The organism is Methanosphaerula palustris E1-9c (assembly GCF_000021965.1).
Lineage (GTDB): Archaea > Halobacteriota > Methanomicrobia > Methanomicrobiales > Methanospirillaceae > Methanosphaerula > Methanosphaerula palustris.
The window spans coordinates 989221-1012654 of sequence record NC_011832.1 but is presented as its reverse complement, the minus strand read 5'-3'; the positions used below and the strand labels follow the sequence as shown (position 1 = coordinate 1012654).

Sequence of the window (23434 nt, the reverse complement as noted above, 5' to 3'; positions counted from 1 at the left end):
ATTATTATACCTCCAGGGCTCGGATTATAAGTACCCAAAATGAAGAAACGTTTCCTTGCAGTCAGCGGGCTCCTTGGCTGGTTGCTCCTTGTCATTGTGCTGATGATCATATCAGGCAATGTCAATTCTGAGATCTATTTCGTCCTCGGGCTGCTCGGGCTGATGGTGGTAGCGATCCTGATCACTCCGATCTACTCGAAACCAAGGTATGCAAAAAAACTGCTGTTGGTTCGGTTCTTCGGAGCATTCCTCTTCATTGCGCTCTTCTTTGAGCAATTCATCACAGGCCTTCCCGGGATCAGCATTCCGCTGATCGGATCGTACATCCCGCTGGAGCAGGTGTTGATCATCGCTACCTCGTTGCTCGGAGTCGTATCGGTCTTCATTGGTGCGATCGTGCTGAACAACTCGCAGGGGATCTCGTCAGAGATGATGCAGAAAGCGCTGGCTGTCTCAGACGAGCATGACTGTCGGCGAATGCGGGAGGACGCAGTCTCGTATTATATTCCCCCTGAAAAGGAGGGGAGCAGTGTGATGCAGTTCGTTCCAGAGTCGGTGGAGAAGCCGGCTCCGTCCAAGGCGGTCGTGACCTGCATCAATGGCGAACAGGTCCGGGGACAGTTCATGGTCCCGAGCGGGTACCCGCTCCTTCAGATGCTCAGAAAGTCGTACGACCTGCGGCTCCCCGTCAAAGAGGAGGCGTTACTGGTGGCGATCAAAGAGATCTGTGAGGATGTGATCGAGATCGCGGACACCGTGGATGCCGTGCGAAAGGAAGGGTTCATCCTGATAGAACTGCACAATTTCCGGCTGATGTCGATCTGCACAGATATCAAGGACGATTTCCCAACCTGCTGCAAGATCTACCCCTGCCCGATATGCAGCCTCATCGCCTGCATCCTCGCAGAAGGACTTGGGATCACCTGCACGATCGAGCATGTCAGGTCTGATCCGCGAGTCCACTCGATCACGCTCTACCTCTCCCTGATCCCACTCAGGGAACCCGTTTTTTAATAATTTTTTTTCCTTTCCTCTCTTCAGAAGGACAATCCAGATATGCCTCACTATTCTCTGAATTCAGGCCATGATGATGAAAGATGAGCAGATTCATCCCCGGGTTGGCATCTTCAAAAATCGGGAGAAAAGGTCAAACGATGGCTGCAGTCCGTGGCCAGTACATAATGATGAAGACACCGATCAGAGCGACTGCGGCGCCGATGATGTCAAACCGATCCGGTACGACGTGATCGATCTGCCACCCCCAGAGCAGTGCAAGTGCGATAAAAATTCCTCCATATGCTGCATATATTCTCCCGAAATTTGAGGCCTGCAATGTCGGAATGATCCCATAGAGCACGAGTATGATCGCACCGAGCACCGCATATTCAATGCCCCTGCCCTCCCGCAGACAGAGCCAGATCAGGTACCCTCCCCCAATTTCACATACCCCAGCGACGAGAAATAACAGAAGCGACTGAAAGACCATCAATCATACTCTGTTTCCATTCTGAAAATAAGTTCCGCACTCCCGCCGAGGGTCATTATCAGGCACGATAAGGTCTTATCCCAGGACCGATCACCTACGCCTCATACGATGAGCGAACACCAGAGCACCAGACGATTCCAAAAAAGAAGGAAGGTTTGGATCAACCGATACGATAGACGACCGCGACCTGGGCCGTCACGCTGACTGTCCCTGGTGTGATCGGGGTCGACACGGTCGCTGCCGGCGCAATGGAGGTGCTTTTTGTCAGCGAGGCGTAGGTGACCGGTGTGCTGAGGCCGTCGATCGAGACATCCTGCACCTGGCCGACGCTCACCCCGAGCGCCGCCGCTGCTGCTTCTGCATCAGGGCGGGTCTTGTTGACGGCTTCGGTGATAACCTGCTTTCGATAGATCGCGGTCTGTGCATCACTCAGACTGAAACTGAGCGAATCGACACGGTTGGCCCCCGCAGCAGTCGTCAGATCGATCACCTCGCCGGCCCGGGTGACATCGGTCAGTTCCACCTTCAGGGTGTTGGTGACGCGGTACGACTGGATCGTCGTGTTGGCGGTGGTGGTGACCGGTATCGACGATGAACTGGACTGGTCACTGTAGATCGGGGTGATCGAGTATCCGGTCGTCTGCAACGACTCATTGGGGATGCCGGCTTTCTTCAGCGCCTCCATACAGGTACTCATCTGCTGTGCATTCTCGGCCTGTGCTACCTTCACATCGGCATTCTGAGTCTCAACCGAGAAAAGAATCTCGGCACGGTCCGGGGCTGTCTGTACTTCTCCGGTCGCCTGCGTGTGGATCAGCCGATCGGTGGACTGATCGGTCTGGGGTACACCTGACGAGGTGGTCGCTGCAGTCGAGATCATCGCCGTGGCTCCCAGAACCACGAGAAGACCGATCAGAAATAGATATCTTCGTTCCATACCAGATCGGAGAGTCATTCTCTTTCTTTGGGAAAAATGTTTCGGAGGTCAGCAATCCCTCAAGACTGCTGTTTATTAAAGAAGAGATGACAGTGACAGTGACCATCCTTTTCGATCTCCTGGGTGTGATAGATGCATGGACAGATGATCGCCCGATCCTTCTCCTGATCCCCGCTTCTGATCCTGCACGGACAGTACTGCTCGCCAAACCGTTCCTTGTTCCGGACCAGTCCGCGGAGCACATTCTTCAACTGCGCACGGTCCGGGTTCAGACGGAGATCATGCTGATCAGCATACGCCGACGCCCACTCCCCCTGTGCTGTGGTATCTATCTCATCTGTAGCCATGGTATCGTAGATCGTTATCGGTGATACATTCTATTGAGATTATCGATGGAGATACGCGATCATCGATTCGAAGATCCGCCTACCATCCGTCGAACCGAGCACCGCCTCCGACGCCCGTTCTGGATGCGGCATCATGGCGAGGACCTGCCGGTCATTTGAGAGCACACCGGTGATGTTCTCGAACGATCCGTTTAGATTAGCCGAGGGCGCGACTGTCCCGTCCTCCTCGCAGAACCTGAACGCGACCCTTCGTTCGCGTTTCAGGGCCGCATAATCTTCGTCAGCAGCGACATAGCGTCCTTCACCATGGGCGATAGGAAGCCGGATCACCTCGCCGACTGAGAAGGCACTGGTGAACGGTGTGTCGACGTTCTCGACCCTGACCAGCGCCTCCCTGCAGATGAACCGGGGGTCCTCGTTTCTGGTGAAGATGCCAGGGACGAGTCCACTCTCGGCGAGGATCTGGGCACCATTGCAGATCCCGAGCACCAGCCCGCCGGCTGCTGCATGCTCTCTGATCTGATCCATGATCCTGGTCCTGGCGGCGATCGCCCCTGCACGGAGGTAGTCGCCGTACGAGAAACCGCCAGGGATCACCACAGCATCATAAGATTTCTGGAGGTCATCGTGGTACCAGACCAGATCGGTCTCGATACCGAGCACCTGATCGAGCACATGAAAGGTGTCGAGGTCGCAGTTGGAACCGCCGAACTGGACCACAGCAAACCGCATCAGGCTACCTCAACCACATAGGTATGGATCACCGGGTTCGCAAGCAGTCGCTCACAACTGGCAGTGGCCTGCTGGAGAGCCTCCTCACGGTCCTTCGCCTCGATCGTCAGACGAAAGAGCCGTGCGGTCGAGAGAGATTCGGTGGGATGCCCTATCGAGCCGAGAGCCTGCTGGATCGCCCGTGCCTCAGGATCGAGCATCCCGGGCTTCAGTGCGATCGTGATCGTCGCAGTGAACTTCATCACTGTCCTCCACCCTTCACCGTGGCCTGGATCCGCTTAGCCACCCGTTCATAGGCTTCCATCACATCCCCCTTGTCAAATCGGTAGACATCCTTATCCAGTGACTCACCGGTGGTCATATCCCAGAGCCTCATCGAGTCCATACTGATCTCATCACCAAGATAGAGTGACTCGCCAGCCTTCCCAAACTCGATCTTGAAGTCCACGAGTGTGATCCCGATCGAGTCGAAGAACCGGACGAGCAGCGCATTGATCGCAATGGCCATCTCCTTGATCCGGCGGAGTTCGCTTCTTGTAACCAGGTGAAGTGCAAGGATCAGGTCGTCGTTGAGCATCGGGTCATGCCGGGAATCATCCTTGTAATCGATCACGATCACCGGCGGGTCGAGGATCGCTCCCTCCTCAAACGGGTACCGCTTCACAATCGAACCCGCAGCCCGGTTTCTGACGATCACCTCGAGCGGGATCATGGTCAGCTTCCTGACGATCATCGTGGAGGGATCGGTCATCCTGATGAAATGGGTCGGGATCCCGTGCTCCTCGAGGAGCGGGAAGAAGTAGGCCGAGACACTCGCATTGTACTCCCCCTTTTTTTTGCAGTACATCCTTCTTTCCACCGTCAAATGCAGTGATGTCATCCCGAAACCTGACGATCAGTTCACCGTCCACATCGGACAGATACACCGATTTGGCCTTGCCTGAATAGAGTAACTTCTCTTCGTTCACAGAGATCTCTCCTGGATTTTTATTGATAATGATCTGATCAGCGGTTCCATCGAAGGAGGATACCAGCCCTGCGTGATATACTGGGGATAGATACAGAGCCGCTCTCTGAGCACTGCATCGCCTGCAACCTCGGTGAGACGGTCGATAGCAGGCCAGGGGTGTTCCGGGTTCACGTAATCGATCGTAACCGGGGAGATGCCGCCGAGGTCATTCGCACCGCACCCGACGAGCACACCTGCATCGGCAAGGTTGGGCGCGACCTGAACCGCCACCTCCTCCGGGAGGATAGCCCTGGCCATTCGAACCGTCTCGCAGAACGTTTCTGTGGTGATAGGAGTGACATCCGCCATCGGTGTCCCCTCCTTGGGACAGAAGTTCTGGACGATCACCTCCTGGATATGGCCGTACTCCCGCTGCAGGTCGGCGATCGCTTCCAGAGACTCTTCACGGTCGCGGGTCGTCTCACCGATCCCCAGCAGAATCCCGGTTGTGAACGGGATCCTGAGTTTTCCTGCGCGCGCGATCATGCTCAGACGCTCAGCAGGTGATTTCCCGATTGAACCCTGATGAGCCGGCACATCAGCCGTTGTCTCGAGCATCAAGCCCATCGATGCATTCACCTCGCGAAGCCGTTCCATCTCGCCTGTGCTGAGCACCCCGGCATTGGTATGCGGAAGGATCCCGAACCGAAGTGCCTCTTTGCAGAGGTCATAGCAGTAGTCGAGAATTGAAGAATACCCGATCGCAGCCAGGTGTTCTGAGAAACCCGGGACCATCTCCGGTCGTTCGCCAAATGTGAAGAGCGCTTCCGTGCATCCTGCACCTGCGCCCAGCCGGAGTGTCTCGATAACCTGCTCTCTCCCCATTATGCACCCTTTCTGTATAGGAGTCCAGAAACTGCAGTACCCGCAATGGTTCTGACAGACAGTAGTCAATGGTAGAAATACGTTCCTTGAGAACGTGATTACCCCCTGGTGCATATATACAGATAGGTATCGGGATCTATTCAAACTTCGCCGTTACCCCTGACGCCAGGACTACTGTTGATGCGAACCGGCCCGGATGGACCCTGCACCGTGCCGGCATCAACGAATCACCGGTCAAAAGACCGGGAGTGGGCATGATCTTAATAGAGATGAAGATGATCATACAGAGAGCCATCGAACAGCAGAGAAGGTATGAATGATGCAGACTGAGGGAAAAACTGGAGAAAAACCGGACCTGTGCCCTGGCACCGGAGGATTAAATTTCAAGGACAGGATCGCGTCCTCACCCTGTGTCTTCACGATCGGGGTGGCCGGGGACAGTGGCAGTGGAAAGACCACGTTCACCCAGTCGATCAGGGATATCTTCGGGGAAGATCTGGTCACAACGATCACACTTGACGACTACCACCTCTATGATCGCGAAGAGCGAAAGGTGCGCCATATCACCCCGCTTAACCCTGAAGCGAACAGGCTAGACCAGCTCGAACACGATCTGGTGGAACTCACTGAAGGACGCACCATTGATAAACCGGTATACAACCACGCGAACGGGCGGTTTGCCCCTCCGATCAGGTTCACACCGGGAAAGATTCTGATCCTCGAAGGGCTCCATACCTTCTTCACGCCAGCGCTGCGGGAGCACCTGGACTTCACCCTCTTCGTCGAACCGGACCCGGAGGTCAAGATAGAATGGAAGATGAGGAGGGATATCAACAACCGGGGGTACACCAGGGAACAGGTGATGGCTGAACTTGAACCCCGCGAGAGGGATTATCAGAGGTTCATCGCCCCGCAACAGAAGTATGCCGATGTCGTAGTCAGGGTCAGATTCTCCAAGTACGGCAGAGAGCGTGGGATTCGAGAGAAGATCTATCAGGTCTCACTCTCCCAGAATCGGATCACCAAGTCGATCGAAGATGTAGACCTCTCGATCGATCTCTTCTCGCTCCTCTCCCTCTCTGATCGGAACTTTCTGATCGAGTTCAGCCATGAACAGCGAAACGATGAACGGACCGGGGAACTGATCCTCGACGGGGAACTGAGCACCCGCATGGTGAAGAGACTTGAAACCTCGATCGAGGAACAGACACAGGTCCGGCCGATATCCGACTTTCATGACCATGACTATATGACCGCGACCGAAGTCGTCCAACTGATTCTGGCCTGGCGAATCATCCACCAGCGGGTCTTCCTGGAGCGTTGCCTCCATCAGGACCATAACAAATGAGTATGGCACAGACCAGACATTTATATACAATCCACTGTGTATTGAATGGGATAGATCTATGTCTACAACAACACGGATCAGAGACCGATACAATGAGAGCCAGGACCAGATCGTCCAGTACCTTCGGTCCGGTCTCTCAAAGGGGAAGCATTACTTTAAGTCCAAGTACATCGCGATGGACCTCGGTCTCTCCTCCAAAGAGGTCGGGACAAATATGGCGATTCTCGCCGACATCTGCGATGACCTGACGATCACCCGCTGGTCGTACTCTAACAGTACAACCTGGATGGTCACCCCGAAAGCGGTTTAAACGATAGAACACCTGGAGCGTCCATGACTGACAAGGTAGAGATACTGTCTGCAATAGAGTTCGTTGCAAACATAAACGAGATGAAGGACTGCCTGATGGCGCAGGACAATACCCAGAACGACCCTTCAGTCCTCTGGTTCAACATCGACGTCCCGAAAGGTCACGGTTTTATAGCCGGCGACCGGGTTCGGGTCACTGTCGAGAAGATCTGAACATTCTCCTTTTTTTGGGCAGGGTATTAATAGTGTGACGGCAACGGAGGGTCCATATGGACAATCACTCCGGGGATCTGACTGTTCTGCAGATCAACGATACCCATGCGTATCTTGAACCTCATGTCGAGGTCTTCGCTGCTGGTGGACGAATGGAGTACCGGGTCGCAGGGGGATATGCGGCGATCGCAACCCAGGTGCAGCAGACCCGGGATGAGAAGAAAGGACGGATACTGCTGCTCGACTCGGGGGACACGTTCCATGGCACCTACCCGGCCGTGCAGACGAAGGGGCAGGCGCTGGTGCCGGTGATGAACGCCCTCGGGGTCGATGCGATGACCGCCCACTGGGAGTTTGCCTACGGCCCTGAACGGTTCAGAGACCTCTCCTTTGATCTGAACTATCCGGTACTGGCCATCAACTGCTATCAACGCTCGAGCGGCAGGCTGATCTTCCCCCCATATCTGGTCCAGGAGGTCGGGAACCTGAAGATCGGAGTGATCGGGATCGCGTCCGCCATCGTCGACAAGGGGATGCCGCCCTCCTTCTCCGCCGGGCTCTTCTTCACCGACGGCAGGAAAGAACTGCCGCAGTATATCTCCGACCTTCGGTCAGAGGAGCGGGTGGACCTGATAGTGCTCCTCTCGCACCTCGGGCTGCCGCAGGACATCAGGCTGGCCGAGACGATCGTGGGGATCGATCTGATCCTGAGCGGTCATACCCACAACCGGCTCGATGAACCGATCAGGATCAACAACACGCTGATCTGTCAGTCCGGATGCCACGGTTCGTTCGTCGGCCAGGTGGACCTCACTGTGCAGAACAAACAGATACGATCAGCCAGGCATGAATTGATCCCGATCATTGGGATTGAAGAGGACTCGCTGGTTCGGGAACTGGTGGAGAGAGCCGTCGAACCATACCGGGAGTACCTCGGAACGGTCGTCGGCACGACAAGGATCCCGCTCAACCGGGCGACGATCCTCGAGTCGACGATGGACAACCTGCTCCTCGCTGCCGTGCAGAAAGCAGCCGGCGCCACCATCGCCCTCTCTCATGGCTGGCGGTACGGGGCCCCGGTACCGGCAGGCCCGGTCACCAGGAACGATCTCTGGAACATGATCCCGACCAATCCGGAGGTGAGGACCGTGTCGCTGACCGGATCAGAGATCGCCTTTCTCTTCGAGGAGAATCTGGAGAAGACCTTCTCGTCCGACCCGTTCTCACAGATGGGCGGGTATATGAAACGGTGCAGCGGGCTGACGGTCTACTGCAAACTGGAGAATCCACCCGGGTACCGGGTGCAGGGAATCTTCACCGCCACAGGCAGGCTCGACCCCCTGCAGGAGTACACGGTCGCCTATGTGTCGTCACAGACGATCGGCGATACCTATGGCCTGGACAGGGCCGGCACCGGGACCACTGCGATCACAGCGCTGGAGGACCTGCTCGACAGAGGTCCAGTGGAGACCCCGCTCGTCGGGAGTGTGGTCGCGATATAGGACTTCACAGCGAAGGAGGAATCCCTCAACCCCTTTCTGATCCACGGGCTTTATCTTCTGAAAAACCTATCATGTGTCATGGTACTCTTCGGAGGAGTCGAACTCGGCTGGATCCTGATCGTGATCGGTGCGCTGGTGCTGCTCGCAGAGGCCTATACCCCAGGATTCTTTCTGACGGTTCCGGGGACCGTCCTGATCCTGCTCGGAGCCCTGATCCTGCTTGGGGTCGACATATTCAATTCAGAATGGGGGATCGTGGCCAGTGTCGGGGGAGCCCTGGCAGCTGCCATCGTGACCGTGCTGCTGTACAGCAGGATCACCCCAGATGAGCGGCCGACAACAGCCCTGAGCAGGGACTCGTTCGCCGGCAGAACCGGGGTGGTCACCAGGGTGGTGGACACCGCGAACTTCGATGGTAAGGTAGAGATCGAGGGGAACACCTGGTCGGCGATATCAGAGACCGGGACGATTCCTGTTGGAACTCACGTCAGGGTCGTCAGGTCTGAAGGCGTCCATATCATAGTTAAGGAGATTACACACGATGGCACTACTTGATACAGTGATCACGATCATCCTGATCGCGGTGATCGTCTTCGTCTTTGCACGCGGGGTCGTGATCATTCAACCCTTCCAGCAGGGGCTTCAGATCAGGCTCGGAAAATATATCGGAAGGCTGAACCCGGGATTCAAATGGGTCGTCCCACTGATCACCAGAGTTGAGAAACTGGACCTCCGGACACAGGTCGTCGAGGTTCCGTCGCAGGAGGTGATCACCAAGGACAACTCGCCGACCAACGTGGATGCGATCGTCTTCATACGGGTGATCGATCCGGAGAAAGCATTCTTCCAGGTCGGAAATTATAAAGGTGCGACCGTGGCCCTGGCTCAGACCACCCTTCGTGGTGTGATCGGGGATATGGAACTCGACGAGGTGCTCTACAACCGGGATGTGATCAATGCCCGGCTCCGGGATATGCTGGACCGGGAGACCGACCAGTGGGGGGTCAAGGTCGAGCGGGTCGAGATCAAGGAGGTGGACCCGATCGGTGCCGTCAAGCAGGCGATGACCGAGCAGACCTCTGCCGAGCGGGAACGGAGGGCCGCGATACTCCGTGCAGATGGTGAAAAGCGGTCTGCGATCCTCAAAGCCGAAGGTCTCCGGCAGTCGATGATCCTCGAAGCCGAGGGTGAACGGCAGTCCAAGATCCTCCGTGCCGAGGGGGAGCGACAGAGCAGGATCCTGGAGGCACAGGGACAGGCACAGGGGCTTCGGATCGTCTCAGTTGGAGCCCGTCCGCTCGACAAGCGTGCTATCACCGTCCTCTCACTCGATGCCCTGAAGCAGATGGCACAGGGACAGGCCACCAAGATCATCTTCCCCTTCGAGATCTCGTCGCTCATCAAGCAGAGTGCACGGTTCCTCGGAGCGACCGAGGATCTTCCCGACGAGGAGACACCCTTTGGAGGAATCCTCGATGAGAGTATCCTCGGACCGAGTCCCCAGACCGTTCAGGTGAATGAGATCCTGAAGGATATCGTCAAGAACATCCCTGATACACCTGAAACTGGGGAGATGAAGACAAAAGAGAAGGTTGACCTCCCAACCGAATAACTTTTATTAGGACGGTTTTTTCAGCATCCCAGTGATCAGTTTCCGGATCGTTCCAGACGAGAGCATCAGGTAATGATCATGATGTCACGCAGCAACGCCCGGATATCGATCCAGATGATCAGTTCTGTCGTCTCCTTATCCGCGAGTTTCACCGTTCGTTTAAGAATGTCGATGATCGCGGTCTCCTCACGGCTCATCGATGTCGAGACATGATCAACCTGATTCGCCTCGAACGTCGAGACCGAGGTGACGTCATCGACGAGGATCCCAACCTTCGATCGGGCCATCCCGTCGTCGAGCACGATGATCCGCGATGCTTCGTCAGCAATCATTCCGGTTTCACTGATAGAGAGCCGGTGCTTGAGATCGAGGATCGTGGTGATCTCACCCCGAAGGTCGATGATCCCCTGGATATAAGCAGGCGTGTTGGGAAGTCTGGTGATCGAGGTGTATTCGACCACCTCTTTCACATCGAACAGGTCGATAGCATAGTGTTCCTTTCCCAGGACAAACTCGACAACCTGGATACTCTCCCGTTTCTCTCCGTTCGATGTGACCGTACTTCTGGATTGAGCCTCAAACACCTCTGACCCGAGCGCCATACAATCTCTCTACGCCACTTTGAATCTCTTGTTCGCTTCCATCGCAGTGACGGCGACGTTATTCACCGCTCCAACCATCCGGGTGATTTCATCAAGGGAAGCAGTGGACTCTTCAGTGGCCGCTGCTGCATCACCTGCCTCCTGTGCAGTCAGATCCACCAGACGGGCGACTTCCGTGATACTGGCGGTGACCTCCTCCGTCGTCGCAGCCTGTTCCTCGGTCGCAGCTGCCACTTCTGACACACTCTTAGCGATCTTTCCGACCTCTAGTGCGATCTGATTGAAGGACTGCAGCGTCTCGGTGACCATCTGTGAGCCCTGTTCAACAGTACCCTTCGCCTCCCCCATCGCAGTGGAGGCATGCTGGGTATTCTTCTTCAGGTTGCTGATCATCTCCTCAATGCGCTCTGCCGAGTTCCGGGATTCCTGGGCGAGCGACTTCACCTCGGTGGCGACCACGGCGAATCCACGACCGGCATCCCCGGCTCGGGCCGCTTCGATCGCTGCATTCAGTGCGAGCAGGTTGGTCTGGTTGGCGAGGTCGCGAATGAGAACGACGATCTTGGAGATCTCACCCATCTGCTTTTCAACATCGGTGACGATATCGAACACCTTTGCAGATGAACTCGTGATCTCCACCATGCTCTTCTCTGTTTTGCCGGCCAGTTCTGCACCCTTCCGGGAGAGAACATTCGTCTCCTGGGAGAGAACTGAGACCGATTCCATGCTCGAGGTGATCTCTTCAACGGCAGCACTCATGTCCTGCATCGCCTTCGAGATCTGTTCAACGCCATCAGAAGCCTTCTCTGCATCAGAACAGACATTGCCGGCATTTTTAGCCACCTGCTGGAGCCCTTTACTCGCATCCAGAATACTGTTGTTCGCGTTGTCTGCTGTGGTGGTCAGATCGACCATCTGCTTGTTGACATTACTGATATTCTGACGAAGGCTGGTGATCGTAGAACGAACTGCATACTGAAGTTTTTCCAGATGATCGTGTATCACTCTGGTCTGAACATCAGGTTCCGCCATCTCGTAGCGAACCGTCAGATCGCCCGCAGCCATCATCTCATAGCATTTTGCCAGTGCTGCAACCTCGGTTTCGACATAGTTCTGTGCCCTTGAGAGCCGGTCATCAGTGACCAGCTCGACATGTCCGATGTTCTCTCCGTTCTTATTATGGATATACGTACAATCCGCCCTGAAGAAACCGCCTGCCTGTTCGAATTCGGTGGAGGTGAACCCTCTCTTCAGACGGGCGATACCACACTGATCGGTATTGCAGATGGACGCACCCCAGGTGCTACATTGCCTGCCGATCAGATCCTTACGGGGCTTTTTAATTATATCTTCAACGGCCTTGTTGGCAAACGTCCATTTACTGTCGAGGTCAGAGACTATAATCGGGGTTTTGATGGTATCCAGAATCGATTCATAGAATACAGCCTTATCAACAGCCTCCTCACCCAGTCTGACGGTTTCAGAGATATCAAAATTTGCAATATAAATATATTTTATTTCATCGTGTTCATCGAGGATTGGAACATAGGTCCGTATGAGATGGTACACCCCGGTCGGAGATCCCATCGTCGTCTGTCCGCTGATCTTTTTCTTCTTCTCAATCGACTCTTTGAGCGAACCGCCGGTCTCGTTGGTATAGGTGAGCATTCCTTTAGTCCGGTAATCTGAGAAGGGCATGCCTGTGACACGCTCCCGGCTGTAGCCCACCAGGTTGAAATAACTCTCATTGCCGTCGACAATCCTCTGTTCCTTATCGAGAAGGACATGAGCCATGGGGCTTTTTGCAAATATCTGTTGATAATCAGTACATTCTACCATCTGTTACACCCGTCCATCTTCTTCAATCCGGAATCGGTTCAGTTTCCAATAATGCTGGTTCAGTAATTTTCCACAAAAACTATTGAATCATTGTAAAACGGCAATACATAATGTATTTTCAATTAACGGTTGTTTGTTGAGTCAGGACCTCATCTTTAAAGACAGATCTTTCACTATTTTTCCCCCCACCAATGAACATAGATGACAATGCAGTCCACTGGATATCGTTGAACCCAATAATATTATAATTAAATCAATAGAAAACAAATATAATAAATATATACACAAATGCAATTTTAATATCGAGACCGCGATTACCAGGATCGGAGAACGAACAGGTATAGGGAGATCTCCACTTGGGGAGATGAAAAAAGAGAGGGTTTAGAGTTCCACCCGATTGATTCTATAAACGATCAGACATCCGAGGCGGTTGCAGGTATCCATCAGGTTATGGACATGATATCCCGCAGCAACGCCTTGATATCGATCCAGATGATCAGTTCTGTCGTCTCCCTGTCTCTGACCCTCACCTTACGCTTAATAATTCCGATGATCGTGGTATCCTCCCGGTTCACCGATGCCGAGGTATAGTCGACCAGGTCTCCCTCGAATGTCGAGACCGAGGAGACATCGTCGACAAGGATTCCAACCTTTGATCGCGTCATCCGATCATCGAGGACGATGATCCGTGAGGATTCAGTCGTGACCATACTGGTTTCACTGATGTTGAGCCGGTGTTTGAGATCGATGATGGTTGTGATCTCCCCTCGAAGATCGATGATTCCAGTGATATAATCCTGAACATTGGGAAGTCTGGTGATCGAGGTGTACTCGACCACCTCTTTCACATCGAACAGATCGATGGCATAGTGTTCCTTTCCCAGAACAAACTCGACCACCTGGATACTCTCCCGTTTCTTCCCAACAGAAGCGACCGTACCCCTGGATCCCGGCTCTGCCATCCCTAAATCACCCGTCATAGAACGTGCACACCCCCTAGTCCACCTTAAATCTCTTGTTTGCTTCCATTGCGTTGACTGCGACTTTATTCACTTCACCAACCATCCGGGTGATTTCATCAAGGGAAGCAGTGGACTCTTCAGTGGCCGCCGCTGCATCACCGGCCTCCCGTGCAGTCTGGTCCACCAAACGGGCGACTTCCGTGATACTGGCGGTGACCTCCTCCGTCGTCGCAGCCTGTTCCTCGGTCGCAGCTGCCACTTCTGACACACTCTTAGCGATCTTTCCGACCTCTAGTGCGATCTGATTGAAGGACTGCAGCGTCTCGGTGACCATCTGTGAGCCCTGTTCAACAGTACCCTTCGCCTCCCCCATCGCAGTGGAGGCATGCTGGGTATTCTTCTTCAGGTTACCGATCATCTCCTCAATGCGCTCTGCCGAGTTCCGGGATTCCTGGGCGAGGGACTTCACCTCGGTGGCGACCACGGCGAATCCGCGACCGGCATCCCCGGCTCGGGCCGCTTCGATCGCTGCATTCAGTGCGAGCAGGTTGGTCTGGTTGGCGAGGTCGCGAATGAGAACGACGATCTTGGAGATCTCACCCATCTGCTTTTCAACATCAGTGACGATATCGAACACCTTTGCAGATGAACTCGTGATCTCCACCATGCTCTTCTCTGTTTTGCCGGCCAGTTCTGCACCCTTCCGGGAGAGAACATTCGTCTCCTGGGAGAGAACTGAGACCGATTCCATGCTCGAGGTGATCTCTTCAACGGCAGCACTCATGTCCTGCATCGCCTTCGAGATCTGTTCAACGCCATCAGAAGCCTTCTCTGCATCAGAACAGACATTGCCGGCATTTTTAGCCACCTGCTGGAGCCCTTTACTCGCATCCAGAATACTGTTGTTCGCGTTGTCTGCCGTGGTGGTCAGGTCGATCATCTCTTTGTTGACATCACCGATATTCTTTTGAAGGCTGGTGATCGTAGAACGGACCGCACTATGGAGTTTCTCCAGGTGATCATGGATGATTCTGGTCTGATCATCGGGTTCTGTCAGGTCATAGCGGATCGTGAGATCGCCCGCAGCCATCAATTCGTACCGTGTTGAGAGTTCTGCGATCTCGGTCTCAATATAATTCTGTGTTTCGGTGAGTGCTGTAACATCCGAGATCACTTCGACATGCCCAACGTTCTCACCCTTTGCGTTCTGGATATATGAACAATCGAAGGTGAAGAATCCACCATCCTGCTCGACGCTGGTGGTGGTGAACCCCTGCTTCAGCCGGGTGATACCACACTGATCGGTCGTGCAGGTACTCCCTCCCCGTTTGTTACAGGGCTTACCAATGAGTTCCTTCCGAGGCGTTTTGAGCTGATCTTCGACGGCCTTATTGACAAACGTCATTTTCCCCTCAAGGTCGGTCACCGTGACAGGATTCTGAATTGCATCCAGAATCGACTCGTAATAAACAGCCCTGTCGACCGCTTCCTCACCCAGTCTGACGGTTTCGGTGATATCAAAATTTGCAATATAGATATATTTTATATCGCCATGTTCATCGAGGATCGGAACATACGTCCGAATGAGATCGTACACCCCGGTAGGAGATCCCATCTTGGTCTGTCCGCTGATGGTAATCTTTTTATCAAACGACTCTTTGAGCGTACCGCCGGTCTCCTTGATATAATTGAGCATTCCTGTTGTCCGGTAATCGGAGAAAGGCATCCCGGTAACACGCTCACGTGTGTACCCGACAAGTTGGAAATAACTCTCATTGCCATCCACGATCTTCAGTTCCTTATCGAGAAGAACATGAGCCATGGGGCTTTTTGCAAAAATTTGTTGATAATCAGTAAGATCTGCCATCTGCTACACCCACTACGTTGATCGAATTAACTGACCCATGTTTATTCAATCCAGTATGAACAAACCATCACAGGCACCCGATTCCAATCAAGAGCAAGAAGTGAATGTATCTCAATTGCTTCTTCATTGGTTTGAAATCGGCAACCTGAAAATGGTTCATCTTTCAAAATGGTTATGGAGGATTCTTTCTCCTCCTCAATTGACAATTTGTATTTAAACCGTTTTAACATGGGACCGATATTAGAGATGATGAAACAATATTTTCTTACATACTTCATTCATAATGATTATTGAATTTTTGGTATTACCCGCATCAGAAGTTCCGATAAATTAACCGTCGACAGTATCTAAAAGGGAAAGGATCTGATCGCCTCATAGACTCTCCTTATGATCACTGAACCGACAACAGTTCCTTACGGTGGGTTCCCTGAGTAATGATCATAAGAGGTTCGTATTCTCCGCTCCGACCATCACCACGCAGTACATTGAGATCCTCAATCATTCTCAAGAACATCTCCAGGACCTATAACTGGTGGGTAAAAAAGAAGAGATGGCTGAGATTCACCTGAAATTTATTGATCAGACAACCGATCTATTCTATCTTCCCTCCCGTCTTCAGGGCGAAGGCAAGGAGACACCCAAGAACAACGGCGATGACCCAGAAATGGGGGATTCCTGTGGAGAATCCAGAGTAGATAACTGCCACCAGAACAAGAAATATCACCAGTTTATAGAGACTTGAGTAATCAGTCTTCTTCTTCTGGGCGGTGCCGACCTTCGGGGCGGAACCGACCGTACGGATCATCTCATCATACTGCTCTTTCGTGATCTCTCCCTGAGCATATCGCGTCGTAATGATCGCTGCCGGGTCATCCATGTATGATATAGGGAGACTCTGGATTTGGGATTTCCGATTCGCTCGTTGAATCCTCCGGTCAACCCTGGTAAAAAAAGGGGTTCATATGAGAGGGGGCATCGGTTAGAGATGGAGCAGATACGGGAGGGCGATCAATGCAACCATCGTGGTCATCACCAGGGCACTGATGCCGGCTGCAAGGGACGACGCAAAACGCTCAAGTTTAAACCGGGCAGAGATACGCTGGATCCCCTCCTGCATGATGTAGCCCCCATCGAGCGGAACCATCGGGAGAGCGTTGAAGATCCCAACGTTGATACTGATCCAGCCACTCCAGAAGAGGAGGTGAATCAGACCCCAGAACCCGGGGAAGGGAGCGGAGTAATACTGGGTGTCCGTGGTCTCAAAACCGAGGACCCGCAGGAACTGTCCCTCCTCAGACTGGTCGAAGGGCAACACCAGGTACTTGAGCAGTCCGATCGGGGTGAACGACCCCTTGACAGCAGTGACCAGCCCGGGAGCGTCATAATATATGACACCCATGAACCCCGGACCGTCAGTGCTGTTGGTTCCAGGCTTCATCGCGAGTGTCATCGGATAGGTGGAGACGATCCCATCCTTCTGTACCTCGAGGGTGATCGGATCACCCGGTCTCGTCCCGTTCAGAAACAATGCCACCTGCTCACGGGTCGACAGCGGCGTTCCGTTGATCGCAGTCACGATCGAGTCCTGCGGCACCCCGGCCTGATGAGCAGGGTAATCCTGATAGATGCCATAGATCACCGGGGAGGTTGTCGGGGCCGCCATCCCGAAGAGCGTGATCATCAGGAAGATACAGGCCAGCCCAAAGACCAGATTATTGGTGATCCCGGCGCCGAACATCCTGATCTTCGGCATCCCCTTCGCCGCTGCGACGTCCTGCTCATCCGGTTCGACGAAGGCACCGATCGGGATCACCGCGAGGAGGAGGCCGGCACTCCGAACCCTCATATGTTCGACCCGAGCGAGAATCCCGTGCCCGAACTCATGAATAGCCAGCGTCAACACCAGAGCGAGCCAGACAGCCACCGTTCCGGGAACGTACTGGTTCACCCCCGGGATCAGCAACAGGTTCTGCGGCTCATAGATTCCAGTCGGTGTCGGTTTATAGGTCAGTGTATACCTGAGCGAGAGGAAGAGGCTGATCGTGAAGAAGATCGAGACCAGGATCACCATCAGGACGCCGAGCGTTCCGTAGATCCGAAAAAAGAGACTGAATTTTGCAAAAAAATCGAATATTCCGACTTTATGGGTCCGGATAGCCATGATCGGACCGAAGAACGATATATGATCATAGATCCAATCGCCGGTCTCTTCTCCAGGTTCTTTCTCATCAGCCCGATCATCCTGCGTCGTTTCAGATTTTAAGAGTTGCCGCTGGTAGGCGCGATTATGCAACACAACGTACACTGAAATCAGCGTATACAGCAGGACAAGAAGAATCAGGACTGAAAGCCATTCCATTCTTTAGTCATTTCGAGGGCAGACTACATAAACTATTGGCTGCTACCAGTCTCATAAATATGAGCGAATATCACGCTGCGCACGCTCTTCGAGCAGATGAATGGTCGTTTTCCAACTTTTTCTGGCACAGGCAGGTGGCGCATGATGGCGCCTGATATAATCAGATAGATACGCAATGGTGTACCGATCCGATGGATACCCGCTCCCGATCTGACCGCACTCATCTGCCAGGGCATCGACGAGGCGGTCACGGGTGACCTTGGCAATGATGCTGGCCGCGGCCACGATCGGATAGGTGCTGTCCGCCCGGTGCTCGGCGATCACCTGACAGGAAGCAGCCGGCTCGAGGAGGGCCGTCACCGTCTCCCGGTACCGATCAGCATTTACGTCACAGGCGTCGACATAGGCGAGCGTGGGGGTCAGAGTGCTGATCACAGCGGCATGCCCCCTGGCCACGATCATGTTCATCGTCGCCGATTCACGGGCCAGATCGATATCTGCAGCAGAGAGGACGGTGACGGTGGTGGTGCAGATCGATCTGATCTGATCATAGAGGTCCTCCCGTTTGAGTCGGGTCAACTGCTTGGAGTCCCTGACACCCAGTGCTGCGACAGCGGAGACATCCCTGCTGGCGACCCCGGCCACCACCATCGGTCCGAGCACGGCCCCTTTTCCGGCCTCGTCGACCCCACAGATCAGCGGCATCAGCATACCAAAAAAAGAATATTGCTCCTCAGACGCATCAGGAGTTGAGTGAGTCCCGCAGCGTCTTCAGTTCAAAGAGGAGTTTTGGATTATGTTTGATCAGTTCCTTGATCAATTCGAGCGTTGAGAACTTCTCCATATTGATCTTCTTGAACGAATGGGCCAGTGCGTTCAGTTTCTCATCGCTCTGTCTGATGAAGTACTCCTTGATCTTGTAGTTGCGGTCCAGGGCCTTCCCCATCGCCGACACACGCCACTGCTGGTCATAGGCAGCCAGTGCTGCCCGGCTGCAGTCGCCGCGTTTGATACACTCAATCGCGACCTGGGCTGCGAGCCTCCCCGAGTACATGGCGTTGTAGATGCCGCCACCCGTCAGCGGATCGCTGATCCTGGCCGCATCACCGACGATCATCAGACCGTCGCTGACCGTGGAGGCCAGCGGCGTGCAGACCGAAACACCGCCGACGATACACTCGATCGTCTTCCCGTTCGGGAAGTTCTTTTCGACGAACCGGTTCAGATAGTCGATCGGTCGGTTGCCGGGCAGATTCTTCTTCCCGCTGATTCCGAGCCCGACATTCGCCGTCCGCTTCCCCTTCGGGAAGACCCAGGCATAGCCCTCGGGAGCGATCTCGTTCCCCAGGTAAAAGACCGTCGCCGACTCATCGATATCGATATCGGTCAGCAGGTACTGGGCACAGGTCTCAATCTCATTCACTGGAACCGCGGTGTCCACACCGCACCACCGGGCAAACTTGGACTCGACTCCGTCCGCCGCGATCACGACCTTGGCCCGGACATCGGTCGTCGTGCCATACCCCTGCAGCCGTGCTCCCCTGACAAAACCGTTCTCAAGGATCGGTGCGATCGCCCGGGTCTTCACCTGTACCTCGGCGCCGGCCTCGGCCGCCTGCCAGACCAGTGCACGATCGAAGACCTTCCGGTCCAGGATATACCCGACCTCGTTGCCGGCCCTCTGTGCCTCAAGGGACATCGAGGTACCATCCGGGCCGACAATCGTGGCTCGCTCGATATCTGCAGAGATCCAGGCGGGATCAGGCCCGATGAATTCATGGAGCAGTTCCTTCCCGACACCCTCAGCACATCTGACCGGCGTACCGATCGCGGGCCGCTTCTCGACCATAAGAACCGAGAGCCCCTCTTCTGCTGCGGTCTTCGCAGCCATAGCCCCACCAGGACCGGCCCCGATGATCAGGATATCATACTCTGTCTTCATTGATAACCTCCAGGGCTCCGAGCGGGCAGGCCTTAACGCAGATCCCACAGGTACGGCAGGACTCATCCACCGTCAGGTAGGCATCGATCAGTTCGAGGGCGCCTTCTGGACAGACCGACACGCAGGCCCCACAATATCCACACACATCGCGATGAATCTTGAGCATTGGTATCATATTGGTGGCGCTTCTCCAATAATCTTTACTCATTATCGGAAGGAAAAAGAACCGTACGAACCGCCGCCACCGGGGTGCAGCTCGACCTTCCCCGCCCGAAGAGCCTGCACCGCCGCCCCGACCGCAGGGTTTATTATGCTGATCTCATCTTCTGGAGTATCTATCAACACGGTGATCTCGTCCCCGAACCGGGATATAAACTCATTATAGAGACGTTGCACCTTCTTTGCCGAGGGGGAGGCGGTCCCGAGCACCCGCTGGATAATCTCCGATAGTGGGATCAGGTGCAGGTAGGGCGGACGATGAGACGAAGGACCGTCAGTCAGTTCACGCGCACGGTCGGCAACCCCCTTCTTGATGCGTGCCCCGTCAACAGGACACCGCCAGTGGTGGGCGATCGCCTCCTCCAGCGTGTACTGGTGCAGGCACTCGATACAGGCCGTCCGGTTATACTTCCCCTCCTCAGGAAAGAACCCCGCATTCATCAGGATCCGCTGCTCCCTGATTGCAGAGAGGACAGCCCGAGGGGTCAGGTCGTTGACATCGAGCAGGTTGAACTCACGACCGAACTTGTTGGTCTGCGGGGAGTGGGCATCGGAGTTCGAGAGGAACGGAACCTGGCGCAGTTCGCTGATCCCTGCCCCGTACGATGAATCGGCACTGAGACCGAGTTCGAGGAGATCGATCGGCTCGTCTCCATAGCAGTCCCTGATATGATCATAGGTTGCAAAGAGCGAGGTCCAGGGGGTGAATGCATGGGCAGGACCGATCATACCCCCCACCGAATGAACATGGGCAGCGATCTCCTCACCATCCAGTTTGACCTGCGGCCGGCCGTTCCGGTCGATGTTGCTGCTGTACGGCTTCAGCAGGTCATGCAGTGCACCACACTGATCAAAGTCCTCCATCAGGATCAGGTGATGAATCCGGTGCAGCCCCTCGACCTCGGCGGTCGGGACCACACAGATACCTTCCGGGTTGACGAGGTGCTCACGCCAGAGCGAACGCCAGGTCGGGTGGAGACCGTCGCCGGTCCCGATGACCTGGATCCCCTTGATCGCTGAAGAAGCGAGCAGTTGCTCGGGGAGCATATGCTTCGAGACTGCCAGCGCGAACGGCGAGTGGATGTGCAGATCGGCACGGAGATGCATGTCAGTTACCCAATGTACCGCAGCTCATCGTTCGTTCTGACCTGTTCGCTCTCACGCACCTCGGCGAGCACCTGCTCCAGGTCATCGGCCCGTTCATGCAGCCGGCTCGTATCCACCACCAGCCCGGTGACCCTGCAGAGCAGGGAGAGGAGGTTATGGGCACTCTTGGGATCGATCAGATATCCCGAGGTCTCCCCCATCAGACAGATTCCATCGATCCCCTGGCCGGCACCGAGGCCGAGCAACAGCCCGGCAGCGCCGACGATACCTCCCCCGGGCTCGTCCCGGGTGAAGATCCCGCCTGCCTCCTCGACCGGCCCACGGAGTGCGGGATCATTAACCGCGCAGAGCACCCGCGGCTCGTCGACCAGGTGGCCGACTCCGTAACCACCGAGCGTATAGATCCTGGTGACTCCGAGACGGGCTGCGATCTGCAAGTACTGCTCGGCAAGGAGGTAGTGCCCCTCGTTTGAGAGGCTCTGACAGTCGCCGACCAGGAAGTAGACCAGCTGTTCTGCGGTCCGGTATCGATAGACCTCATTCCCTACCAGCCGGACCGTCCCGCCATCCAAAAGGATCACCTGGGGAGGGAAGAAGATTGAATGGATCTCGGCAATCTTCTCGGCATGGAGTTCCTCGATCAGATAATCTGCCACCACCTTGCCGACCTGACCGATCCCGGGAAGTCCTTCGATCATAATCGCGGAACCCGTGACCTCACGGTCGTTATTCCTAAAAGGGTCCCCAAAAAAAGTTACTGTGACCTGCTCCATCATCGCACCAGTCTACGGTATAGCCCGTATCTATCTTCCGGGGAATAACGGGCAGGATGCGCAGTCTCGGTCGGTTCTTTACAGACCGGGCACTGCGCAGCGAGCGTATAGGTGTGATCAGCAGAACAGCGCCTGATCCGGCCCTTCATCAGACCTTACCAGACTTCTGCTTGCGCACAAACTTGGCCTCGCCACCTGCACGCTCGACGACACCCACCGCTGCTGCTGCTGCGCGGTCGATCGCCTTCTGTGCAGTCTTGTAATCGGGGGCCGTGATCTTGATACCGTACTTGGGTGCGCCGATGTAGAAGATATCGATGCCGACGTCGGGGATCTTCGGCTCTGCACTGCGCAGAGCACGTCGGATCACATTCACTCCGTCAGGCTTTGTCGAGGTCAGGTGCAGCACTCCGCTGACCGTGACCTTCGGGATCTTCACATTCTCATGGGCAACGGCGATCAGTGCATCGAGAATCTCTTTAGAGAGAGAGACCTTCTCACGGATCGACGGCTCATTGGTCACCATCTCCTCAAAGGGGACGAAGAGGACGCCGTACTCATGGTACAGGGCGTTCTCGATCTCCTCAATGGAAGCGCCGGAGGCCTCAGCAGCGAATTCGATCCATTTATGTGCCTTCTGCTCATTCTTCCATTCACAGATCTTTTCGCGCCGCTGATGATCGTTGACATCCTTGAGAGAGAGATCGATATGACCTTTCTGGGTATCGACATGCAGAACCTTGCAGACGATCTTCTGCCCTTCAGAGATGTGGTCCCGGATGTACTTGATCCACCCGGTTGCAATCTCTGAGATCGGGATCAGGCCTTCTCGACCGTGATACTCGTCGAGCTGCACAAACGCGACGAAGTCCTTGACTGTCGCGACGGTGCAGACGACCAGTTCTCCCTCTTCAGGCCAGTCTCTCTCATGCATAATCTGATCACTCAAGTTCGGCCAGGATCTCTGCCTTGAGAGCGGCTCGTCCACCGCGCGGTTCGGCAAGGACATGTCCACAGACAACACAGTCTACGACGGTGCTTGCCTTCTCAAAGATTATCTGTTCATTCTCGCAGTCAGGGCACTTGACCCGGTAAAATTTTGATCTGTTCTCTCTGTATAGTCGTACCACAGGATCACTCCGTCAGTTCGAATTTAGCTACTCTGAATCCCTTGCGCAGGTGGGCTTTCCCGCAGGTCAGGCATCTGTACCTGACATTGATCTTCTTGGTCGGCTTGTCGCCACCAGGAACCTTCGAATACTTACCCATATTTCCGACCTTCCCTCTGTGGTCCTTCTGCCGGTCAATCCAGTGCAGCCCGTTTCTCTTCCCCTTCTTAACCTTCTCGACCTCATGCATCTGGTGATTCTTGCAGAACGGGCAGTAGGTTTTGAATTTACCTGGCATCTTCATGAATATAGTCCCTCACTTGTCTTCCAAACAG

General features: G+C 54.7%; 30 protein-coding genes. 7 read left to right on the top strand and 23 right to left on the bottom strand.

Annotated elements, in window-relative coordinates:
• The first annotated feature begins 39 nt into the window (after nucleotides 1-39).
• A complete protein-coding gene (locus tag MPAL_RS14290; protein ID WP_012617653.1) occupies nucleotides 40-1014 on the top strand; it encodes a hypothetical protein in 975 nt (324 codons plus the stop codon).
• A 133-nt stretch (nucleotides 1015-1147) separates the two neighbouring features.
• On the opposite strand, the gene MPAL_RS04905 is transcribed toward MPAL_RS14290, so the two are convergent.
• The 8 genes from MPAL_RS04905 to MPAL_RS16190 form a co-directional block, all read right to left on the bottom strand.
• Entirely contained in the window at nucleotides 1148-1486 is a 339-nt protein-coding gene (locus MPAL_RS04905) for a YnfA family protein (RefSeq protein ID WP_012617652.1), read from the bottom strand.
• A gap of 160 nt (nucleotides 1487-1646) precedes the next feature.
• Nucleotides 1647-2423 (bottom strand): SIMPL domain-containing protein, encoded by a 777-nt coding sequence (locus MPAL_RS04900; protein ID WP_048145193.1) that lies wholly within the window; start codon nucleotides 2421-2423, stop codon nucleotides 1647-1649.
• A gap of 59 nt (nucleotides 2424-2482) precedes the next feature.
• Nucleotides 2483-2770, bottom strand: coding sequence for a ferredoxin-thioredoxin reductase catalytic domain-containing protein (locus MPAL_RS04895; RefSeq protein WP_012617650.1), 288 nt, complete (start codon nucleotides 2768-2770; stop codon nucleotides 2483-2485).
• A 39-nt stretch (nucleotides 2771-2809) separates the two neighbouring features.
• Nucleotides 2810-3502, bottom strand: coding sequence for a phosphoribosylformylglycinamidine synthase I (gene purQ / locus MPAL_RS04890; RefSeq protein ID WP_012617649.1), 693 nt, complete (start codon nucleotides 3500-3502; stop codon nucleotides 2810-2812).
• Nucleotides 3502-3744 carry a phosphoribosylformylglycinamidine synthase subunit PurS gene (gene purS, locus MPAL_RS04885; RefSeq protein WP_012617648.1) on the bottom strand — a complete coding sequence of 81 codons (243 nt, stop codon included), beginning with the start codon at nucleotides 3742-3744 and terminating at the stop codon, nucleotides 3502-3504. The genes purQ and purS overlap by 1 nt, the downstream gene beginning before the upstream one ends.
• On the bottom strand, nucleotides 3744-4349 hold the full coding sequence (locus MPAL_RS04880) for a phosphoribosylaminoimidazolesuccinocarboxamide synthase (RefSeq protein ID WP_330217439.1): 606 nt from the start codon (nucleotides 4347-4349) through the stop codon (nucleotides 3744-3746). The genes purS and MPAL_RS04880 overlap by 1 nt, the downstream gene beginning before the upstream one ends.
• A gap of 117 nt (nucleotides 4350-4466) precedes the next feature.
• Nucleotides 4467-5450 carry a 7,8-didemethyl-8-hydroxy-5-deazariboflavin synthase CofG gene (gene cofG / locus MPAL_RS04875; protein ID WP_012617647.1) on the bottom strand — a complete coding sequence of 328 codons (984 nt, stop codon included), beginning with the start codon at nucleotides 5448-5450 and terminating at the stop codon, nucleotides 4467-4469.
• Between the two features lie 22 nt (nucleotides 5451-5472).
• Complete coding sequence (locus tag MPAL_RS16190) at nucleotides 5473-5631, bottom strand: hypothetical protein (protein WP_158303633.1); 159 nt, start codon at nucleotides 5629-5631, stop codon at nucleotides 5473-5475.
• Nucleotides 5632-5652: 21 nt separating this feature from the next.
• Between MPAL_RS16190 and MPAL_RS04870 the strand changes: the two genes are divergently transcribed.
• The 6 genes from MPAL_RS04870 (at nucleotide 5653) to MPAL_RS04845 (ending at nucleotide 10320) form a co-directional block, all read left to right on the top strand.
• On the top strand, nucleotides 5653-6684 hold the full coding sequence (locus MPAL_RS04870; RefSeq protein ID WP_012617646.1) for a phosphoribulokinase: 1032 nt from the start codon (nucleotides 5653-5655) through the stop codon (nucleotides 6682-6684).
• Between the two features lie 58 nt (nucleotides 6685-6742).
• Nucleotides 6743-6994, top strand: a complete 252-nt coding sequence (locus MPAL_RS04865) for a DUF7123 family protein (RefSeq protein WP_012617645.1) — start codon at nucleotides 6743-6745, stop codon at nucleotides 6992-6994.
• Nucleotides 6995-7017: 23 nt separating this feature from the next.
• Nucleotides 7018-7206 (top strand): hypothetical protein, encoded by a 189-nt coding sequence (locus MPAL_RS04860; RefSeq protein ID WP_012617644.1) that lies wholly within the window; start codon nucleotides 7018-7020, stop codon nucleotides 7204-7206.
• A 56-nt stretch (nucleotides 7207-7262) separates the two neighbouring features.
• Complete coding sequence (locus tag MPAL_RS04855) at nucleotides 7263-8708, top strand: 5'-nucleotidase C-terminal domain-containing protein (RefSeq protein WP_012617643.1); 1446 nt, start codon at nucleotides 7263-7265, stop codon at nucleotides 8706-8708.
• Between the two features lie 78 nt (nucleotides 8709-8786).
• A complete protein-coding gene (locus tag MPAL_RS04850) occupies nucleotides 8787-9263 on the top strand; it encodes an NfeD family protein (RefSeq protein WP_012617642.1) in 477 nt (158 codons plus the stop codon).
• Complete coding sequence (locus tag MPAL_RS04845; RefSeq protein ID WP_012617641.1) at nucleotides 9250-10320, top strand: SPFH domain-containing protein; 1071 nt, start codon at nucleotides 9250-9252, stop codon at nucleotides 10318-10320. The genes MPAL_RS04850 and MPAL_RS04845 overlap by 14 nt, the downstream gene beginning before the upstream one ends.
• Before the next feature lie 65 nt (nucleotides 10321-10385).
• On the opposite strand, the gene MPAL_RS04840 is transcribed toward MPAL_RS04845, so the two are convergent.
• From MPAL_RS04840 to MPAL_RS04770, 15 genes are all read right to left on the bottom strand, one after another.
• Nucleotides 10386-10922: a chemotaxis protein CheW gene (locus tag MPAL_RS04840; protein ID WP_012617640.1), complete on the bottom strand. Its 537-nt coding sequence runs from the start codon at nucleotides 10920-10922 to the stop codon at nucleotides 10386-10388.
• A gap of 9 nt (nucleotides 10923-10931) precedes the next feature.
• Nucleotides 10932-12761 carry a methyl-accepting chemotaxis protein gene (locus tag MPAL_RS14285; protein WP_083766993.1) on the bottom strand — a complete coding sequence of 610 codons (1830 nt, stop codon included), beginning with the start codon at nucleotides 12759-12761 and terminating at the stop codon, nucleotides 10932-10934.
• A gap of 443 nt (nucleotides 12762-13204) precedes the next feature.
• Entirely contained in the window at nucleotides 13205-13723 is a 519-nt protein-coding gene (locus MPAL_RS04830; RefSeq protein WP_048145192.1) for a chemotaxis protein CheW, read from the bottom strand.
• Nucleotides 13724-13757: 34 nt separating this feature from the next.
• Complete coding sequence (locus MPAL_RS04825; RefSeq protein ID WP_083766992.1) at nucleotides 13758-15590, bottom strand: methyl-accepting chemotaxis protein; 1833 nt, start codon at nucleotides 15588-15590, stop codon at nucleotides 13758-13760.
• 592 nt (nucleotides 15591-16182) lie between these two features.
• Complete coding sequence (locus tag MPAL_RS04815; protein WP_012617636.1) at nucleotides 16183-16467, bottom strand: SHOCT domain-containing protein; 285 nt, start codon at nucleotides 16465-16467, stop codon at nucleotides 16183-16185.
• A gap of 102 nt (nucleotides 16468-16569) precedes the next feature.
• Nucleotides 16570-17949, bottom strand: coding sequence for a site-2 protease family protein (locus tag MPAL_RS04810; protein ID WP_012617635.1), 1380 nt, complete (start codon nucleotides 17947-17949; stop codon nucleotides 16570-16572).
• Between the two features lie 51 nt (nucleotides 17950-18000).
• Nucleotides 18001-18660 (bottom strand): ribonuclease HII, encoded by a 660-nt coding sequence (rnhB, locus tag MPAL_RS04805; protein ID WP_012617634.1) that lies wholly within the window; start codon nucleotides 18658-18660, stop codon nucleotides 18001-18003.
• 31 nt (nucleotides 18661-18691) lie between these two features.
• Nucleotides 18692-19891 carry an NAD(P)/FAD-dependent oxidoreductase gene (locus tag MPAL_RS04800; protein WP_012617633.1) on the bottom strand — a complete coding sequence of 400 codons (1200 nt, stop codon included), beginning with the start codon at nucleotides 19889-19891 and terminating at the stop codon, nucleotides 18692-18694.
• Nucleotides 19875-20057: a 4Fe-4S binding protein gene (locus tag MPAL_RS04795; RefSeq protein ID WP_048145190.1), complete on the bottom strand. Its 183-nt coding sequence runs from the start codon at nucleotides 20055-20057 to the stop codon at nucleotides 19875-19877. The genes MPAL_RS04800 and MPAL_RS04795 overlap by 17 nt, the downstream gene beginning before the upstream one ends.
• A 41-nt stretch (nucleotides 20058-20098) precedes the next feature.
• Nucleotides 20099-21217, bottom strand: a complete 1119-nt coding sequence (locus MPAL_RS04790; protein WP_012617631.1) for an endonuclease Q family protein — start codon at nucleotides 21215-21217, stop codon at nucleotides 20099-20101.
• Nucleotides 21218-21222: 5 nt separating this feature from the next.
• Nucleotides 21223-21990 carry a proteasome assembly chaperone family protein gene (locus tag MPAL_RS04785; RefSeq protein ID WP_148208276.1) on the bottom strand — a complete coding sequence of 256 codons (768 nt, stop codon included), beginning with the start codon at nucleotides 21988-21990 and terminating at the stop codon, nucleotides 21223-21225.
• Nucleotides 21990-22139 carry an RNA-protein complex protein Nop10 gene (locus tag MPAL_RS15030; protein ID WP_012617629.1) on the bottom strand — a complete coding sequence of 50 codons (150 nt, stop codon included), beginning with the start codon at nucleotides 22137-22139 and terminating at the stop codon, nucleotides 21990-21992. The genes MPAL_RS04785 and MPAL_RS15030 overlap by 1 nt, the downstream gene beginning before the upstream one ends.
• The gene (locus MPAL_RS04780) at nucleotides 22139-22924 is read right to left on the bottom strand and encodes a translation initiation factor IF-2 subunit alpha (RefSeq protein ID WP_012617628.1); all 786 of its coding nucleotides are present in this window, start codon (nucleotides 22922-22924) and stop codon (nucleotides 22139-22141) included. The genes MPAL_RS15030 and MPAL_RS04780 overlap by 1 nt, the downstream gene beginning before the upstream one ends.
• A gap of 7 nt (nucleotides 22925-22931) precedes the next feature.
• Nucleotides 22932-23120: a 30S ribosomal protein S27e gene (locus tag MPAL_RS04775; RefSeq protein WP_012617627.1), complete on the bottom strand. Its 189-nt coding sequence runs from the start codon at nucleotides 23118-23120 to the stop codon at nucleotides 22932-22934.
• Nucleotides 23121-23124: 4 nt separating this feature from the next.
• Entirely contained in the window at nucleotides 23125-23403 is a 279-nt protein-coding gene (locus MPAL_RS04770) for a 50S ribosomal protein L44e (RefSeq protein WP_012617626.1), read from the bottom strand.
• Between the last annotated feature and the right edge of the window lie 31 nt (nucleotides 23404-23434).